The following is a 16,864-nucleotide window of genomic DNA, read 5'->3' on the forward strand; positions in this document are numbered from 1 at the left end:
CCGAAGGATTGTTAGTGTCGTTTCCGCTCGACTTGCATGTGTTAGGCCTGCCGCCAGCGTTCAATCTGAGCCATGATCAAACTCTTCAATTTAAGATTTTGTCGACTCAACGAATACTGACTTCAAAACTAATATTCATGTAAACATGAACATGTAATTCTAAAGCTATTACCATTCCAACAGAATGGTAATGAATTGACTGTGCCAAATAACCCCTCTCTATATAGAAAGTAATTATTCGTATTGGTCACTCAGTTCATTGAAATCAAGTTTGTTACCGAAGTAACTGTTATTACGCTCTTTCGAAAAAGAACCAATAACGTTTTGATATTCATCAACGAGTGCCCACACAGATTGATAGGTTTAAATTGTTAAAGAGCTTCTCTTCGTTGTGACTTGCATCACTTCGGAAGAGGCGGCCATTCTAGCGATTTAATTCTCAGTGTCAAACACTTTTGAAAATTAATTTCCACTTTCTAAAAGTAGGAGCGAATTATCACTTAAAACTAGTTGCCTAACTAACATTCTGCGCTGAAGCCTTGCGGCGTCTGCCGTGTCAGTGAGGCGGCATTATAGAGATGTTCATCACATTGGCAAGTGTTTATTAAAGAAAAATGTAAAAATAACGATTACATGACGAATAAACACTCAAAGCCTTATTTATGCAACTTTAACTACAAAGTAACTACACAATAACCACAGACTTATCCACAATCACTCTGATTTTATCCCCTAGAAACTAAAAAACTGCCTAATGGCAGCTTTTTAAATAGCAATGACTCTAAATCCCAGAACCATATTGCTCTCCATCATCTTCATGGAGACCACATTCGCGTTTCAGCCCATTAAAACGAGTTTCCTCTTCAGTCATACCCGGCTCCCACTTCTTAGTTGTATGTGTATCTCCAACAGAAAGGTAACCCTGCTCTCGAAGCGGGTGATAACCGAGACCATGCTCTTCTAAGTAATAGTGAACATCTTTATTCGTCCAGTCGATTACCGGCAAGAATTTAAACACACCATTTTGGATGGATAAAATTGGTAGGTTTGCGCGCGATTGAGATTGCTCTCTTCTTAAACCGGAAAACCATGTCCCAGCCTCGAGCTCATCAAGCGCTCTTCTCATCGGTTCAACTTTATTAAGCTTGTTGTACTTCTCTATCCCTTCTATGCCTTGCTCCCAAAGTTTACCATATTGCGCTTCTTGCCAATTTGGGCTCTGTTGCGCACGAAATACTTGAAGGTTTAGAGTCAACTTCTTACTTAACTCATCTATAAAACGATATGTTTCCGGGAATAGGTACCCGGTGTCCGTCAGAATAACCGGAATGTCTGGTTTCGCTTGAGTCACTAAGTGCAGCATCAACGCCGCTTGGATTCCGAAACTAGAAGACACAACATGTGTCCCTTCTAAATTATCTAAAGCCCAACTAACTCTTTCTAATGCGGTTAGCCGCTCTAACTCTGCGTTGATTTGTCCAAGACGAAGTATTTGCTCCGTCTTAGTCAATGCGAGTAGCTCTGCTAACTTCAATTTTGAAGCGACAGAATTATGCATGCAGATCCCTCTTTGAAATGATCACCTCTTCGATGATGCCGGCTCGGATAGTGAAATCGCCAAAACCTTCATTGTCCTGTCGTTCCGTAGCCCAACGTCCCACCAGCGAATCAATCTCTTCTAAGATCTGAGCTGAAGTGATGTTCTCTTTATACATCTTCGGGATACGAGTTCCGGCTTTGTTGCCACCTAAGTGCATGTTGTAACGCCCCGGAGCCTTACCGACTAACCCCAGTTCAGCCAACATGGCACGACCACAACCGTTTGGACAACCAGTGATTCGAAGGATGATGTTATCTTCTTCTGGTAATCCATGTGTTTTCAGAATGTCTTCAACATCCGTAACAAACTCAGGAAGAAAGCGCTCAGCTTCTGCCATTGCTAGAGGACATGTTGGGAATGCCACACACGCCATTGAGTTTTTACGTTGCTCACTTACCGCATCATCCATCAAACCATATTGACGCGCCAGTTTCTCAATTTTGGCCTTCTGACTTTTAGAGACACCTGCAACAATTAAGTTTTGGTTTGCAGTCATGCGGAAGTCACCTTTGTGGATCTTCGCAATTTCAGCAACGCCTGTTTTCAGCGCTTTCCCTGGGAAATCAAGTAAACGACCATTTTCGATGAATAACGCTAAGTGGTGCTTACCATCAATGCCTTCCGCCCAACCGATACGATCGCCACGGCCAGTAAACTCATAAGGACGGCTTTCAGAAAACTCAACGCCTGCACGTTTTTCTACTTCCGCTTTGAATACATCAATACCAACACGGTCTAGTGTGTATTTGGTTTTTGCGTTCTTACGGTTCGAACGGTTACCCCAATCACGCTGTGTAGTCACAACAGCTGCTGCTACATCTAATGTCTTGTCTAGTGGTACAAAACCAAAGTCGTCAGCTTTACGTGCATAAGTAGAAGTATCGCCGTGCGTCATTGCTAAGCCGCCACCCACTAACACGTTAAAGCCCACCAGCTTTCCGTCTTTTGCAATCGCAACAAAGTTAAGGTCATTGGCATGAACGTCTACGTCATTCTGTGGAGGAATCACAACCGTCGTCTTGAACTTACGCGGTAGGTAGTTACTACCTAGAATAGGTTCTTCATCGGTTGTTTCTAGTTTCTCACCATCTAACCAGATTTCTGCATAAGCGCGAGTCTTAGGTAATAGGTGTTCACTGATCTTTTTCGCCCACTCATATGCTTCTTGATGAAGCTCGGACTCAACCGGGTTTGTCGTACACAAAACATTTCGGTTGACGTCACCTGCAGTAGCGATTGAATCAATGCCAATACTGTTTAGCGTTTGGTGCATCAATTTAATGTTCGGTTTCAACACACCATGGAATTGGAAAGTTTGACGTGTTGTTAGACGGATAGAACCATAAGAGGTGCTTTCATCTGCGAACTTATCAATCGCTAACCATTGTTTAGGAGTGATGATGCCACCAGGCATACGCGCACGAAGCATGACATTATGTAAAGGTTCTAACTTTTGTTTTGCACGCTCGTTGCGGATATCACGGTCATCTTGTTGATACATACCATGGAAGCGGATCAGCTGAAAGTTGTCTGCGGTAAAACCACCAGTGATACGGTCTTGAAGATCTTGTTCAATCGTACCGCGTAGATTCTTACTTTCACGCTTCAAACGCTCATTGTCAGCCAAAGGTCCAAGTACTTGACCTAGCACTTCTTGCTCTATTACTTGCTTGCTCATTAGTACACATCCCTTTGGTAACGTTTCGCTTTACGTAAATCATTAATATATTGTTCAGCTTGCTCACGGCTCTGGTTGCCATGTTTTTCCGCTATCGTCACTAACGCTTCATGGACATCTTTCGCCATTCGAGTCGCGTCACCACAAACATAGAGGTACGCGCCCTCTTGCAGCCATTGCCAAACCTGAGCTGCTTGTTCGATTAAGCGATCTTGAACATAAACCTTTTCTTTTTGGTCACGACTAAAGGCAACATCCAATTTGGTTAGCGCACCAGATTTGAGGTATTTCTGCCATTCAACTTGGTATAAGAAATCTTGAGTAAAGGTACGGTCACCGAAGAACAACCAACTCTTACCTTCAGCATCATTGTTTTCACGCTCTTGAACAAAACTGCGGAACGGTGCGATACCGGTACCCGGGCCAACCATGATGATTGGTGTATTATCGTCTTGTGGTAATTTGAAGTTATTGTTGTTCTCAACAAACACCTTCACTTCACCACCTTCTTCAAGTCGTTGAGCTAAGAAGCTAGAAGCTCCGCCTAAACGAGACTCTTCGCCTTTTTGATATTCAACGAGGCCAACCGTTAAGTGAACTTCTTCATCTACTTCTGCTTGGCTTGATGCAATAGAATAGAGGCGTGGAGTCAGCTTACGTAGTAGGCCAATTAACTCATCAGCCGATAGCTTGGTTTTCTTTTCAGCTAGTACATCAACAATTTGAGTGTTGCCTGCATATTCACGAAGCTTGTCTTTATCTTCCACCAGCTTGATTAACTTCTTGCTGCCCGAAAGCTCAGCAAACTTAGTCACTAGTTGAGGATTTGAAGATGTAATTTCGAATTTACTGACGAGTGCGCTGTGGATAGATAAGTTGTCACCATCGACATCAACACTTTCGATACCAGATAACCCAACCTTAGAAAGGATCTGATTTGCGAGTTCTGAACTGTTTTCAAACCATACGCCTAGCGCATCACCCGGTTGGTAAGTAATACCCGACTCATCAAGATCAATCTCGATATGACGAACATCTTTACCCGAATCACGACCGGTGATCTTTTGGCTCGTCAATAGTGTCGCGGTGTATGGGTTTTGTTTGGTGTATTGCGAATGACCAGCGGCAGCTTGACCTACTGGTAATTGAACCACATCGGCTTCAGTGCCTGTCGATAGTGTCTCTTTTACTTGCTCTAATGCTTTAGCGCGCCATTCCGTTGCTGATTCTTCGTAATCAACATCACAATCAAGACGGTCGACAAACGATTTAGCACCAAGCTTAGCGAGGAAGTTATCGAAGTCTTTAGCCGTTTGGCAGAAGAACTCATAGCTTGAGTCACCTAAACCAATCACACCGTATTGTAGGTTTGATAATTTTGGCGCTTTCTTCGATTGTAGGAATTCATGCAACTCAATCGCGTTATCAGGGGCTTCGCCCTCACCATTGGTTGAAGCCACAAAAATGACGTGTGTCTCTTTGGCTAGATTCTTACCTTTATAATCACTGGCATCGAAAAGCTCGACAGCAATACCCAAGGCTTTAGCTTCTGCCTCAAGCGATTCAGCGACGCCTTTAGCATTACCTGTTTGAGATGCGAAGATAATGCTGAGCTTACCCGCCGGTTTAGCGGCTACTGCAGCAGCCGCTTGAGCGATTGGCGCAGCTGCACCTACAGGCTGAGCTTGGCTCACACCCCAAAGGTAACCACTGACCCATGCCAGTTGTTGTGAAGATAACTCAGAAACAGTGTGTTGAAGATGACCCAATTGTTGGTCATTAAGTGGTGCTGCTAGCCCAGGTAGTTCATTAACCCCAGACTGTGCATTATTATTTTGTGAAGACTCTTTCTTATTTAAAGACATGGTCACGACATCCCTAATCATTGCGTGACGATAGATTAACCACTCCTTTTAATAACAAGAAAGAATAGAAAAGTATGTTTTATAACTTTTTGGAAGTAAAAACCGATTGATCAGTAAATTGGCCTACTGGTTTTCAATACGCACTTGCTGAAAGCCAACCGCCATTGCCGACTTAGATGCTAGGTCTAAATCCGCGTAATGGCACTCCTCACCATGGACATCAGTAAGCAGAACAAAGCCGCCTCTCATATGGCGAAACTCCACAACCCAAGACCCTTCTTGTATTGAGGGCTCTATGATGGCTTCAACTAACAAATTTTCTCGATATAAATTGCGTAATTCATTGAGTGTCATATTCCATCCCTTGTTCTGACCCAACAACATAGACCTTATAAGAATAGACGTTAATCAGCTCTCTGTATAAGGATGGTCGAAAGTGATGAATGTGCTAACTAATTCCAGAAAGATATATACCCAAGTAACCTCAAGATGCTTGGTTCAGCGAGAATGACTTGGTTTGTAGACGCGGCAACGATTTAAAGGTCTAGTGGGCCTAAATCAAGAATCGACAACAAAGTATACAAGCCAAGACAACTCGCCCTTTGGGAGCGTGTCATTGAACCGATTGCTGCGTCAAACAACTTGGAAAGAGCCAGCTATTACGCTGCGTCGTTTTCCTTGAACTCGGCTCAATGACAACGCTCTGAATCCAGCATCTTGAAGCCACTTGGGTATAACCAATAGATATAAAAAACGCCACTTAATAAAGTGACGTTCTTAAAATTCGTTCTAAGTTTGCTTTGTATGGCCTAGAAGCGTACTTCAGCACCCGCAAACCAACCATCGACCATAACGAAGCTCTTGCCTAGTTCAGAGCTAAAGAACTCATCCGAGTCTAGATCGATAACACGGTAACCACCACGCAGGGCAATTTCAGATTCTGATACAGGAATTCGGTACTGAACACCTGCCATTAAGTCAGTGCTCTTTATGCCACTGCTATCACCAAACTCCATCGTACCAATGATATCGAAGTTGGTATCAGGAACGTTGATCTCTGCGTTACCGTAAAAACTCCACGTGAACTCATCAAACGTCGATGTTTTCGCACCCGTCGCTTTTGGTTCGATGTAATTAGAGTTCGAGTACTGAGTAAACGTCACACCCGCATCGAAGTTCATCAACTTATGCTCTAGCAACGTGTAGTAGAATGTGTAGTCGTACTTATCAAAAGCCAATGCATCCGTATCAATAGACGTATAGCGGAAGCTAGCATTTGGCAGCATTGGGGCATTATGCTCAAATGCGAAATACACAGAAGGAGAGTTAGAGTCTTCATCTTGTCTAACTTCGTTTAGCTTAGTACTTCCCCACCACATATCGGCACCGACTTTAGCCGTGTAAGAAAACTCTTCTTCAGCAGCCACTGCCGAGCTTAAAGATAGCATTCCCACTAAAGCAATTAATGGCATTTTATTCATTTGAGATAGCTCCAATTCCATATCGTAGTGCTAATTGTATGCACATTCACAGATTATTGGGGAAAATTCTACCACACATATTAAATTCTAAAACGATAAACCGCTGACGAGTAAAGATTTGACGGCACTATGACCTTAGTAACGTCTCTGGTTAGAACTGTGTACAAAGTTTTTGAAAAACCACACACCGATTGCAATCACGATCAACCAAGGCAGCAATTTAAACACGACACCCATCATACCTAAGACCAACATGACTAGTAACGCTACTCCAGTTGCAGCTAATACAGTCATAAAGGTAATACCTGTCACAAGTAGCGTAGCAACGAAAATCAGAACAAAGATTAATTCAAACATAATGGTCTCCCTAATGAGTTAATGACCTATCTTTCCTACTTTCTAACATTGCAGCTTCTGTACCAAGTCACCAAAAACAATAAAAGCCTTATTTATCAATAAAATAAAAAGCCACACATTCTCATACGTGGCTTTTCAAATAAATCAGAGTGGTAAATTTAGCCTCTAATGGCGAATTTAACCTTACGTAGACTCTTCACCTTGAGAGAGGTTATACGTTCAGCTCTTTAGGAATCTTAGCCAATGCCGTCTGCATTACTTCAATACCTGCGCCTTTCTTATGTGCATTTTCGCTGATGTAGCGACGCCATTGCCTTGCACCTGGCATGCTTTGGAACAAACCAAGCATGTGACGAGAGATATGTCCTAGGCTCGCACCATTTGAAAGTTCACGTTCGATGTACGGGTACATCTCTTCCACAACTTGTGAGCGTTTCTTAATTGGCGTATCTAAACCAAAGATCTGTTGATCAACTTCCGCAAGAATAAATGGACTATGGTAAGCCTCACGACCAATCATCACGCCGTCAAGGTGCTGAAGATGTTCTTTAGTCTGTTCTAACGTAGTGATACCACCATTCACAGCAATCACAAGATCAGAGAAGTCTTTCTTGATTTGGTATGCACGATCGTAGTCTAGAGGTGGGATCTCACGGTTCTCTTTCGGGCTAAGACCACTCAACCACGCTTTACGTGCGTGAATAGTGAATTGTTCACAGCCGCCCTTTTCAGAAACCGTTGAGATGAACTTCGTCAGAAACTCATATGAGTCTTGGTCATCGATACCAATGCGAGTTTTCACCGTGATTGGAATATCAGTGACTTCTTTCATCGCTGATACACAGCCTGCTACCAGCTCTGGTTCAGCCATTAAGCACGCACCAAAACGACCGTTTTGAACTCGGTCTGAAGGGCAACCTACGTTAAGGTTAACTTCATCATATCCGCGCTCACCAGCCAGTTTGGCACAAGCAGCAAGATCGACTGGATTTGAACCACCAAGTTGAAGAGCCAGTGGATGCTCTTGCTCACTGTACTCTAGGAAATCGCCCTTACCGTGTAAGATCGCGCCTGTTGTTACCATTTCCGTGTACAGAAGAGTCTGCTGAGAGAGCAAACGGTGAAAGTAACGACAGTGGCGGTCAGTCCAATCGAGCATTGGAGCGACAGACAACCTACATGAATGTGTCATGGCAAAGTACCCTAGTAGCGAGTCAAAAAAATATGCTGGAATACCCAGCAAAAGCAAGATCGGCTATTGTAAATGCTATGCCCTGTTTGTGCTATATGAACTTTGCCTCACATTTTTTTATAAACCTATTCATCAGATCTCTAATTCAGTCTCATTAATCAGTTATGCCTTGAGTCACACTGTCATTTTGAGTTACCTTGTCTTATTCAAAGTCGTGGGTCACAATACGCTCTGTACCTGACTTTAATAGAAATCAATGGCTCCTTAGCCGAAATAACCTGAAAATAGGGTTTGTTTGAGGATGTCCGATTGAATGGTGAAGAATTTGGACCACACATTAATAGAGCAAGTTGAAGGGATATGCGCATCTCGTGGCGTTAGATTAACGCCTCAAAGAAAGCGAGTGTTTGAGCTCATCCTCTCTAATAAGAAAGCCTCTAGTGCTTATGAATTATTAGAGCAATTGAAAGTCAGTGAGCCGCAAGCCAAGCCACCTACAGTATATCGCGCTTTGGATTTCTTGTTGGAGCAAGGTTTCATTCACAGAGTTGAGTCAACCAATAGCTTTATATGCTGCTGTTCTTGTAATGCCAACAAACATTTCTCCCAACTACTGATCTGCGATAAATGTGGCACTGTGATAGAACTGCAAGACGATGCGCTTGTCACCCTACTCGCCAGTAACGCTGAGAAGCATGGCTTTCAATTGACTAATCATGTCATTGAATCGCATGGCATTTGCCAATCTTGCTCCTCCGAGATGAAAGAATAAGATTATAGAAGAACATTATGCGCGCTGAATTTGTAAACCCGTTTTTAGCTTCTTTGATGAACGTATTAAAAACGATGGCTTCTCTAGAATTGAAGCCACAAAAACCGAGAGTTAAGAAAGATGAAATCGCTCGTGGTGATGTATCCGGCCTAATTGGTATGGTGGGTACACAATCTCGTGGCTCAATGTCGATCACCTTTGATGAAGGTCTCGCCCTCGAAATCATGGAAAACATGCTCGGTGAACGACCAAACGGCCTCAACGAAGAAGTAACCGATATGGTGGGTGAAATCACTAACATGGTGACTGGCGGTGCAAAACGTATTCTTGCTGAAAGCGGCTTCGACTTCGACATGGCAACTCCAATCGTGGTTTCCGGTAAAGGACATACTATTCGTCACAAGTGTGACGGGGCAATCATCATCATGCCTTTCTCATCTCAATGGGGTAATGCTTTCATCGAGATCTGTTTCGAATAGAAATAATTTAGAATATTTAAGAGGCTGACAGACACGTCAGCCTTTTTATTACCTGCGATTTAACCATTGCTTGCTCTACAGATACAAAAACGCCAACCCGAAGGTTGGCGTTTTACATTTATTACTTAGTGTTACTCAAACAGTCTTAAGCTTTCAGCGCTTTAAATGCGTTGATTAGACCATTCGTTGAGCTGTCGTGAGACGTTACTTGAGCATCATCAGCAAGCTCTGGAAGAATTTGGTTTGCTAGTTGCTTACCAAGTTCTACGCCCCATTGGTCGAAGCTGAAGATATTCCAGATAACACCTTGAACGAAGATCTTGTGCTCGTACATCGCGATTAGGTTACCTAAAGAGCGAGGTGTAATTTGCTTAACAAGAATAGAGTTCGTTGGGCGGTTACCTTCAAACACTTTGAAAGGTACTAGCTCAGCAACTTCTTCAGCTGTTTTGCCAGCAGCTAGGAATTCAGCTTCCACAGTTTCTTTTGTCTTACCGAATGCTAGTGCTTCAGTTTGAGCAAAGAAGTTAGACATTAGCTTCTGGTGGTGATCAGATGCTGGGTTGTGGCTGATTGCAGGCGCGATGAAGTCTGATGGGATCAGCTTAGTGCCTTGGTGAATCAGTTGGTAGAAAGCATGTTGGCCGTTTGTACCTGGTTCACCCCAGATGATAGGACCTGTTTGGTACTCTACTGGGTTGCCTTCACGGTCAACAAACTTACCGTTCGATTCCATGTTGCCTTGCTGGAAGTAAGCAGCAAAACGGTGCATGTATTGATCGTAAGGTAGAATTGCTTCTGACTCAGCGCCGTGGAAGTTGTTGTACCAAATGCCGATAAGCGCAAGGATAACTGGGATGTTGCTTTCAAACTCAGTTGAAGCAAAGTGGTTATCCATCTCGTGAGCGCCATCTAATAGCTCTACGAAGTTATCGAAGCCAACAGATAGTGAGATAGAAAGGCCGATTGCAGACCATAGTGAGTAACGACCACCAACCCAGTCCCAGAATTCAAACATGTTGTCAGTATCAATACCAAACTCAGCGACCGCAGTTGCGTTAGTTGATAGTGCTGCGAAGTGTTTAGCTACGTGTGCATTATCACCCGCTTCAGCCAAGAACCAATCACGAGCAGAGTGCGCGTTAGTCATTGTTTCTTGAGTAGTGAATGTTTTAGATGCCACTAAGAATAGTGTCGTTTCTGGGTTTAGAGGCTTAAGTGTCTCAACAATGTGAGTGCCATCTACGTTAGAAACGAAGTGCATGTTTAGACGAGTTTTGTATGGCGTTAGCGCTTCAGTCACCATGTATGGACCAAGGTCCGAACCGCCGATACCGATGTTAACTACATCAGTGATCTCTTTACCTGTGTAACCTTTCCACTCACCAGAAACGATACGGTGTGTGAACAGCTCCATTTTTGCTAGTACTGCATTTACTGCTGGCATTACGTCCTTGCCATCAACCATTACTGGCTTATCACTACGGTTACGTAGAGCAGTGTGAAGCACTGAACGACCTTCAGTCTTGTTGATTGCATCACCACCGAACATTGCTTCGATTGCAGACTTAACTTCAGTCTCGTTCGCAAGAGCAAATAGGTGCTGCATCGTTTCAGCATCGATAAGGTTCTTAGAGTAATCTACTAAGATGTCAGAACCGAAACGAGTAGAAAAGCTCTCGAAACGCTTTGCATCTTGAGCAAACAGCTCTTTCATATCCATATCTTGAGCAGACTCAAAATGTGCAGTTAGAGCTTTCCACGCTTGTGTTTGCGTTGGGTTGATATTTTTCAACATGGTATCTATCCCGATGTTACTGTAGGTTTTATTCTAAACGTCACCTAGGTGATGAATAGAACCCCCGATTAGGCGAAAGTTTATATTTTTCTGTGATGACCAAACCGCGTCACCACTGAAAGATTCTTTGTAATTTTTTTTCACGACGTATTATGCCGCATATGAAGAGCTGTACCTTGAGATAAATCAGGATTCGATTTCCTGATAGAAGAATCGATACAGACTCTAGCTCTAACATAATTAAATGTGAGCGATACCTGATAAATTCAAGTTCAAAAGATAGCGTTAAACCACTTTTTTTCCAAATACATTATAAAGGATGGCGTATGTGGATTCAGAAGACTATACACCTAAATGCACGAAAGCGTGGATTCCATCTCATTACTGATGAAATTGAACAACAGATACACGATATCAACTCTCTATCTGTTGGTTTATTACATCTTTTTATCCAACATACCTCTGCCAGCCTCACGCTAAACGAGAACGCTGATCCTACCGTCCGTACCGATATGGAATCACACTTTAATAAGTTTGTACCTGAGCGAGCCCCCTACTACAGACACACCTATGAAGGCGATGATGACATGCCAGCCCACATTAAAGCATCGACACTTGGCACCAGTGTGACAATACCCATCACTAATGGTCGTCTAGCTTTGGGAACATGGCAGGGCATTTATTTAGGTGAGCACCGAGATTGTGGTGGAAGCCGCACTGTGATCGCTACGATTCAAGGTGAGTAGACGGTTTGAAAGCTAGATCTTCTTAATAAAAAAGAGTGGTGTGTTTCCACAACCACTCTTATAAAAATAGTATTTGGCCTACTGTAGGCCGAAAGCTTTAGAAGGGCTGGTTTATCATAACTCTAAAGGTCCCTTCGTCACCACCTCGCGCCAACTCAGCACGTACAACAATGCCTTCCACTTGGAAACGCACCGCGCCACCTAAGCTCCATTTCATGTCCGAGTGCAGTGTTTTGATGTCGTACTCATCAGCAACGCGCCCGACTTCGGCAAACGCTACCCATTGCCACCAAGGCAAGTCGTAGTAATTAATCAATGGGATATCGCCCAAAGGTTGCCAGTCAGGAATCACTCGGTACTCAGCAGAGTAATGAACCGCAGAACGTCCGTGGTAGCGACCTCCGGTATAACCTCGTAATCGATACAAGCCACCCAATCGAGCTTGTTCAGTTTCCGGTGGGCGAGCACAATCTTGCCCAGAGCAGTTATCCCAGGTTGGTGTATCAACAGTATAGAAATCGAGTGCCACGACTTGTTGGTCGAACAGGTCACCTAAAGGCCCTAATGCGAAGTACTGGCTGTTTTGAAATGTCCACTTGAGCCATAAATCGTCGTTAGACCAACTTTCAGCCCCGGTAGTGAACTCAAGATTGGTATGGGAACCTTTGGTTGGGTTACGTGTGCTATCACGGTTGTCCCAATCAAACGCTAAACTAAAGCCCGTCGCCTCTTCACTATTATTTAAACCTTCCAACTCACGGGAAGTATAAAAAGGCGTAAAGATTATCGAGCTGACACCCGACTCAACTGGTGAAGCAAAGCTCACATCTTTGATAGGTTGAAACGCACCCAGCAAACCATGCTCGGCAACATTGCCCCAAGGCAACAAATACTTAAACTCAAACTGGTAGTTTTCTTCTAAGCCATCGGCAATGGTTTTATCATCAATTGATGAATCGTTATCCCCTTGAGAGCCGATATAATACGGGTTTTCATTGAAGCGAGCTTGGTACATTTGAGTACTGAACAACACGTTCTCAGATAGAGCGAAATTAAAAGCTGATAGAAAACCGACATAGCTGTCTTTATCTGAATAAAGCGCCATACCAAACAGGGCAGCTTGAGGTTGCCAAACACCCTTTGCGACACCAGCAACCCCAAAAGTATTACCCATGGTTTCGGTGCTGAAGTAGAAAGGGACAAAGGCCGAGTCTTTTTCTTCGCTAAGGGCTGAAGAAGAAAAGCTGACACCGAGTAGCGCCATTGCTGACATCACTAGTTGTCGAGTCGTTCGCTTGAACATCATTTACTTTACAATATCCATAGCTACTTCACATATTCCATCGCCACACGTGAAGTCAGTTTAGTGACCAGTTCGTAAGCGATAGTACCGATATGTTCTGCGACTTCTTCTGAAGGCAAATCTTTACCCCATAATGTCGCTTCATCACCGACTTTATCTGCCGCATCAGGGCCAAGGTCTACGGTTAGCATGTCCATGGAAACACGTCCTGCGATCGGTACTTTTCGACCGTTAACGAACACTGGAGTGCCGTTAGGTGCAGTGCGAGGATAACCATCACCATAACCAATCGCGATAACACCAACCTTGGTATCACGTTCACTGGTCCAGTTTCCGCCATAACCCACACTCTCACCAGCTTTCACATCGCGAACGGCAATTAGGTGTGAGGTCAGGGTCATCACAGGTAAAAATCCAAGCTCTTGCGCTGATTTATCAACAAACGGAGACACACCGTAAGAGATGATTCCCGGACGAACCCAATCAAGGTGGCTGTCAGGCCAAGCGAGTAAACCCGCAGAGGCAGCAAGTGAACGCTCACCTTCACAACCTTCGGTAAGAGACAAGAAAAGCTCGGTCTGTTCAACGGTGGTTGCTCTATCCAGTTCATCAGCACAACCGAAGTGGCTCATGTAACGTAGAGGTTTGGCAACATTCGCACATTGATGCAAACGCTCAACAAAGTTTTGATATTGCTCAGGGCGAACACCTAATCGGTGCATACCACTGTCGACTTTTAGCCATACCACAACGGGGGTTTCCAAATCCGCATTCTCTAGCGCGCTTAATTGCTCTTCACAATGCACCACAGTTTGAATGTTATTGGTCACCAAAATTGGCAAATCGCCCGAAGAGTAAAACCCTTCCAGCAACAAAATAGGTTTAACAATGCCACCAGCACGAAGTTGTAACGCTTCTTCAATACGCGCCACACCGAATGCATCAGAGCTTTTTGAATGCTTGGCAATATGCAGTAAGCCGTGTCCGTAGCCATTGGCTTTCACAACAGACATGACCTTACACTGAGGAGCCTTCGACTTTATCTGGTTCAGGTTATGTTCGAGCGCGTTTAAGTCAATGCTCGCCGTCGCCGCTTTCATGTAAGTCATTAGCGATTACTCATCATCAAATGCAGGGCCTGCATAGTTATCAAATCGGGAGTGTTGGCCTTGGAACGTAAGACGAACCGAACCGATCGGACCGTTACGTTGCTTACCAAGGATGATCTCAGCAATGCCTTTCAGTGAACTATCTGGGTTATAAACCTCATCACGATAGATAAACATGATTAAGTCGGCATCTTGCTCAATCGAACCTGATTCACGCAAATCCGAGTTTACTGGACGCTTATCAGCACGTTGCTCTAGGGAACGGTTAAGCTGAGAAAGTGCGACAACCGGAACATTCAGTTCTTTTGCTAACGCTTTCAATGAGCGAGAAATCTCGGCGATCTCAAGAGTACGGTTATCAGATAACGAAGGTACACGCATTAATTGAAGGTAATCTATCATGATCATAGAGATACCATCGTGTTCACGAGCGATACGTCGAGCACGAGAACGAACTTCGGTTGGAGTCAGGCCCGAGCTGTCATCGATATACATATTCTTCTTATCCATCAGAATACCCATACTCGACGAAATACGAGCCCAATCTTCATCGTCTAACTGACCGGTACGGATCTTAGTTTGGTCAACTCGAGAAAGTGACGCAAGCATACGCATCATCAGCTGTTCGGCTGGCATCTCTAACGAGAAAATTAAAACAGGTTTGTCTTGCTTCATCGCTGCGTTTTCACACAAGTTCATCGCAAACGTGGTTTTACCCATCGATGGACGAGCAGCAACAATGATTAAGTCAGAACCTTGCAGACCTGCTGTTTTCTTATTGAGGTCATTGAAACCTGTATCGACACCGGTCACACCATCTTGCGGCGTTTTATACAAGATCTCGATACGTTCTAGTGTCTTCTCTAGAATGCTATCAACGTTTTGTGGACCTTCGTTTTCACTTGCACGGCCTTCGGCAATCGCGAAGACTTTACTTTCAGCCAGATCAACAAGCTCTTCCGATGTACGACCTTGAGGATCATAACCAGAATCAGCAATCTCATTTGCGACACCAATCAGGCTACGAACAAGTGCACGCTGCGCCACGATATCCGCATAGGCATTGATGTTTGCGGCACTTGGGGTGTTTTTCGCTAGGTCAGCAAGGTAGGCAAAGCCACCCACTTCTTCAAGTTGCTCACGCAGCTCTAAATGTTCAGAGAGTGTAATAAGATCCAGAGGAGAACTTTCTTCAAGGATATCCTTTACCGCTTCAAAGATCAGACGGTGAGGACGGCTATAAAAGTCTTTGGCCACAACCTTTTCGGCAACCGTATCCCAGCGTTCGTTATCTAATAACAAACCGCCAATAACAGATTGCTCAGCTTCTAATGAATGTGGCGGGACCTTGATGGCGTCCACCTGATCGTTGGCTGATTTCTGACTTTTGGTATCCACTATGACTACACTCAATAACTAATAATGATCGTTCATTATACCCAAGAACATCCGTTTGTAATCCGATCCTATGAGTTTGTTTTATTCTTCAGGAAGAATTTACCTATTGCTGACGGAATTAACCAAGGGTAGCATTACGATCCTGCCATTCATTCACTGTATAACTTGAGGTATGCGTGTCCAAATTATTGGCTCTGAGCTCTGGTCTTCTAAGCATCGGCCTCCTGAGCACTCCGTTGGCCTTAGCTGATGATACTAAAGCCTCTGTTGATGCAATCCTCGACTCTATAGTAGTACCAGAACCTACTGCTGAGCCGATCGTCGTTGCACCGACATCTGAAGAAAAAGATATGGATATCGCACCGAATGATACGAGTGATACAGAACTGCCGAACCCGCTGAAAACGGAAGTCGAATTTGGATATCAGTCGCATACTGGTAATTCTGATTCACGGTCGCTTAACGCACGCCTTAACGGTGAATACACGGCAGGCCGCCATAGAACCAGTGGTGAATGGAAATACTACAACCTCTACAAAGATGGCGAAGAAGATAAAAGGCAGTCAACTTACTCGGCTCAGAGTGACTACAAGTTAAGCCCTAAAACCTATCTCTACGGCAGCTTTAAAGGTGTCGATTCTCGATACAGCGCCTACTTTAAGGACTACACCGTTTCTAGTGGTCTGGGTTACCAGTTTTCGAATACCGAAGAGTTTGTGCTGGAAGTCGAAGTTGGGCCTGGTTTTCGTTACCAAGAGCCAAATCTTGATGAGCTAGACGACGATGACATCATCTTTCCGGAGATTGTTGAAGAAGCGATTTTTCGTGGCAACGTGAATACGTCTTGGCAGGTCTTGAAGAATTTACAGCTCAAGGCAGACGTGACGCTTGTGTCTGGCCACAGTAACCTAAAGTTTGATACCGAACTCGAAGCCATCAATGATATTACCGACAATATCGCACTAAAAATCGCTCACTCTCGCCAATACCACGATAAAGTGCCTGAAGGATTAAGCAAAGAAGACTCTATTCTATCTATCAACCTGCTATTCCAATTCTAATCTTAAGACTACTTCTAACCTTGAG

Annotated in this window: 15 protein-coding genes; 4 read left to right on the forward strand and 11 right to left on the reverse strand. The window is 44.0% G+C overall.

What is annotated here, in order from left to right:
* Positions 1 to 781: 781 nt before the first annotated feature.
* The 7 genes from L4C44_RS22350 to dusA form a co-directional block, all read right to left on the reverse strand.
* Entirely contained in the window at positions 782 to 1,558 is a 777-nt protein-coding gene (locus tag L4C44_RS22350; protein WP_146491342.1) for a phosphoadenylyl-sulfate reductase, read from the reverse strand.
* Positions 1,551 to 3,278 (reverse strand): assimilatory sulfite reductase (NADPH) hemoprotein subunit, encoded by a 1,728-nt coding sequence (cysI, locus tag L4C44_RS22355; protein WP_327785096.1) that lies wholly within the window; start codon positions 3,276 to 3,278, stop codon positions 1,551 to 1,553. Before cysI ends, L4C44_RS22350 begins: the two co-directional genes overlap by 8 nt.
* Positions 3,278 to 5,143 carry an assimilatory sulfite reductase (NADPH) flavoprotein subunit gene (locus L4C44_RS22360; protein WP_285952809.1) on the reverse strand — a complete coding sequence of 622 codons (1,866 nt, stop codon included), beginning with the start codon at positions 5,141 to 5,143 and terminating at the stop codon, positions 3,278 to 3,280. The genes cysI and L4C44_RS22360 overlap by 1 nt, the downstream gene beginning before the upstream one ends.
* Positions 5,144 to 5,266: 123 nt before the next feature.
* Positions 5,267 to 5,497 carry a hypothetical protein gene (locus tag L4C44_RS22365; RefSeq protein WP_146491339.1) on the reverse strand — a complete coding sequence of 77 codons (231 nt, stop codon included), beginning with the start codon at positions 5,495 to 5,497 and terminating at the stop codon, positions 5,267 to 5,269.
* A 455-nt stretch (positions 5,498 to 5,952) separates the two neighbouring features.
* On the reverse strand, positions 5,953 to 6,624 hold the full coding sequence (locus L4C44_RS22370; RefSeq protein ID WP_146491338.1) for a TIGR04219 family outer membrane beta-barrel protein: 672 nt from the start codon (positions 6,622 to 6,624) through the stop codon (positions 5,953 to 5,955).
* Positions 6,625 to 6,759: 135 nt separating this feature from the next.
* Entirely contained in the window at positions 6,760 to 6,981 is a 222-nt protein-coding gene (pspG, locus tag L4C44_RS22375; protein WP_017059950.1) for an envelope stress response protein PspG, read from the reverse strand.
* A gap of 211 nt (positions 6,982 to 7,192) precedes the next feature.
* A complete protein-coding gene (dusA, locus tag L4C44_RS22380; protein ID WP_428805730.1) occupies positions 7,193 to 8,173 on the reverse strand; it encodes a tRNA dihydrouridine(20/20a) synthase DusA in 981 nt (326 codons plus the stop codon).
* A 313-nt stretch (positions 8,174 to 8,486) separates the two neighbouring features.
* Between dusA and zur the strand changes: the two genes are divergently transcribed.
* On the forward strand, positions 8,487 to 8,945 hold the full coding sequence (zur, locus tag L4C44_RS22385; RefSeq protein WP_017059941.1) for a zinc uptake transcriptional repressor Zur: 459 nt from the start codon (positions 8,487 to 8,489) through the stop codon (positions 8,943 to 8,945).
* 17 nt (positions 8,946 to 8,962) lie between these two features.
* On the forward strand, positions 8,963 to 9,424 hold the full coding sequence (locus tag L4C44_RS22390) for a chemotaxis protein CheX (RefSeq protein WP_017059940.1): 462 nt from the start codon (positions 8,963 to 8,965) through the stop codon (positions 9,422 to 9,424).
* 145 nt (positions 9,425 to 9,569) lie between these two features.
* On the opposite strand, the gene pgi is transcribed toward L4C44_RS22390, so the two are convergent.
* Positions 9,570 to 11,222 carry a glucose-6-phosphate isomerase gene (gene pgi, locus L4C44_RS22395; protein WP_146491336.1) on the reverse strand — a complete coding sequence of 551 codons (1,653 nt, stop codon included), beginning with the start codon at positions 11,220 to 11,222 and terminating at the stop codon, positions 9,570 to 9,572.
* A gap of 326 nt (positions 11,223 to 11,548) precedes the next feature.
* Between pgi and L4C44_RS22400 the strand changes: the two genes are divergently transcribed.
* Positions 11,549 to 11,968 carry a secondary thiamine-phosphate synthase enzyme YjbQ gene (locus L4C44_RS22400; RefSeq protein ID WP_076645754.1) on the forward strand — a complete coding sequence of 140 codons (420 nt, stop codon included), beginning with the start codon at positions 11,549 to 11,551 and terminating at the stop codon, positions 11,966 to 11,968.
* 97 nt (positions 11,969 to 12,065) lie between these two features.
* On the opposite strand, the gene L4C44_RS22405 is transcribed toward L4C44_RS22400, so the two are convergent.
* From L4C44_RS22405 to L4C44_RS22415, 3 genes are read right to left on the reverse strand one after another with little or no spacing between them, the layout of a single operon-like run.
* Positions 12,066 to 13,271 (reverse strand): BamA/TamA family outer membrane protein, encoded by a 1,206-nt coding sequence (locus tag L4C44_RS22405; protein ID WP_428805737.1) that lies wholly within the window; start codon positions 13,269 to 13,271, stop codon positions 12,066 to 12,068.
* A 23-nt stretch (positions 13,272 to 13,294) separates the two neighbouring features.
* Complete coding sequence (alr, locus tag L4C44_RS22410) at positions 13,295 to 14,380, reverse strand: alanine racemase (protein ID WP_017065624.1); 1,086 nt, start codon at positions 14,378 to 14,380, stop codon at positions 13,295 to 13,297.
* Positions 14,381 to 14,386: 6 nt separating this feature from the next.
* A complete protein-coding gene (locus tag L4C44_RS22415; protein WP_016767560.1) occupies positions 14,387 to 15,778 on the reverse strand; it encodes a replicative DNA helicase in 1,392 nt (463 codons plus the stop codon).
* A 176-nt stretch (positions 15,779 to 15,954) separates the two neighbouring features.
* Here L4C44_RS22415 and L4C44_RS22420 point away from each other — a divergent pair, with 176 nt between their 5' ends.
* Positions 15,955 to 16,839, forward strand: a complete 885-nt coding sequence (locus tag L4C44_RS22420) for a DUF481 domain-containing protein (protein WP_428805731.1) — start codon at positions 15,955 to 15,957, stop codon at positions 16,837 to 16,839.
* Positions 16,840 to 16,864 lie beyond the last annotated feature (25 nt).

Origin of the sequence: Vibrio satsumensis, from assembly GCF_050337435.1 — a bacterium.
GTDB lineage: Bacteria > Pseudomonadota > Gammaproteobacteria > Enterobacterales > Vibrionaceae > Vibrio > Vibrio satsumensis.

What these genes read in the sequence shown, in the direction of transcription:
- L4C44_RS22350 (WP_146491342.1), bottom strand. Translation starts at nt 1,558, where the DNA reads ATGCATAATTCTGTCGCTTCAAAATTGAAGTTAGCAGAGCTACTCGCA.
- cysI (WP_327785096.1), bottom strand. Translation starts at nt 3,278, where the DNA reads ATGAGCAAGCAAGTAATAGAGCAAGAAGTGCTAGGTCAAGTACTTGGA.
- L4C44_RS22360 (WP_285952809.1), bottom strand. Translation starts at nt 5,143, where the DNA reads ATGTCTTTAAATAAGAAAGAGTCTTCACAAAATAATAATGCACAGTCT.
- L4C44_RS22365 (WP_146491339.1), bottom strand. Translation starts at nt 5,497, where the DNA reads ATGACACTCAATGAATTACGCAATTTATATCGAGAAAATTTGTTAGTT.
- L4C44_RS22370 (WP_146491338.1), bottom strand. Translation starts at nt 6,624, where the DNA reads ATGAATAAAATGCCATTAATTGCTTTAGTGGGAATGCTATCTTTAAGC.
- pspG (WP_017059950.1), bottom strand. Translation starts at nt 6,981, where the DNA reads ATGTTTGAATTAATCTTTGTTCTGATTTTCGTTGCTACGCTACTTGTG.
- dusA (WP_428805730.1), bottom strand. Translation starts at nt 8,173, where the DNA reads ATGACACATTCATGTAGGTTGTCTGTCGCTCCAATGCTCGATTGGACT.
- zur (WP_017059941.1), top strand. Translation starts at nt 8,487, where the DNA reads ATGGTGAAGAATTTGGACCACACATTAATAGAGCAAGTTGAAGGGATA.
- L4C44_RS22390 (WP_017059940.1), top strand. Translation starts at nt 8,963, where the DNA reads ATGCGCGCTGAATTTGTAAACCCGTTTTTAGCTTCTTTGATGAACGTA.
- pgi (WP_146491336.1), bottom strand. Translation starts at nt 11,222, where the DNA reads ATGTTGAAAAATATCAACCCAACGCAAACACAAGCGTGGAAAGCTCTA.
- L4C44_RS22400 (WP_076645754.1), top strand. Translation starts at nt 11,549, where the DNA reads ATGTGGATTCAGAAGACTATACACCTAAATGCACGAAAGCGTGGATTC.
- L4C44_RS22405 (WP_428805737.1), bottom strand. Translation starts at nt 13,271, where the DNA reads ATGTTCAAGCGAACGACTCGACAACTAGTGATGTCAGCAATGGCGCTA.
- alr (WP_017065624.1), bottom strand. Translation starts at nt 14,380, where the DNA reads ATGACTTACATGAAAGCGGCGACGGCGAGCATTGACTTAAACGCGCTC.